This window comes from Oleiphilus sp. HI0128 (genome assembly GCF_001635365.1).
Genome location: NZ_LWGG01000641.1, coordinates 1 through 598, shown reverse-complemented (window position 1 = coordinate 598; position 598 = coordinate 1). Strand labels below are relative to the sequence as shown.

At 43.1% G+C, this 598-nt stretch carries 2 protein-coding genes; both read left to right on the top strand.

Annotated elements, in window-relative coordinates; translation table 11 throughout:
- On the top strand, positions 1 to 401 hold a 401-nt coding region (gene lptC / locus A3763_RS08110; protein ID WP_068759975.1), incomplete at its 5' end, for an LPS export ABC transporter periplasmic protein LptC.
- Positions 385 to 598: LptA/OstA family protein (locus A3763_RS08105; protein ID WP_304440803.1), on the top strand; the 214-nt coding region annotated here is incomplete at its 3' end. The genes lptC and A3763_RS08105, both read left to right, overlap by 17 nt.

Here is a 598-nt window from a genome sequence, read left to right as displayed (position 1 = left end):
ATGACAAAGGCTTCTCAACCAACTTACAAAGTAAAAGCGCATTATTTTACGCACAATCTGACCAAATCGATATCGAGCACATTGAGGCGACACTCTCAAATGAACAGGGAGAAATAATTCAACTTAGTGCCAACAATGGTGAAATCCAGCCAGACAGCGATACACTAATGCTTTCCGGAAATGTCATCATCGAGCAGATTATCCCCAGCGATAAAACATGGAGCATTGAAAGCGATCAAATATCGATAGACCGAAAACAGGCCTTTATCTCATCAAACCAAGCCGTTACCATTAGGAAAGATCAAAGCGTCATTCAAGCAACCGGCTTAAACGGCTGGCTTAATGAAAAACGCATTGAACTCCTTAGCAATGTCAGAGGACAGTATGCCTTCAATAAATAGCTTGCTCCGTGCCACCCTGTTAACCCTTTTGCCTGCTTTTTGTTTTGCAATCGACCCGAGCAGTAAACTTCCAATATCCATAGAGTCAGACCAGGCTAGCCTTGACGACCAGAATGGCACGTCAACCTATACCGGCAATGTCATAATCTCCCAAGGTTTATCTCGCCTAGAAGCAGATAATATTTCTGTAAAGGCGA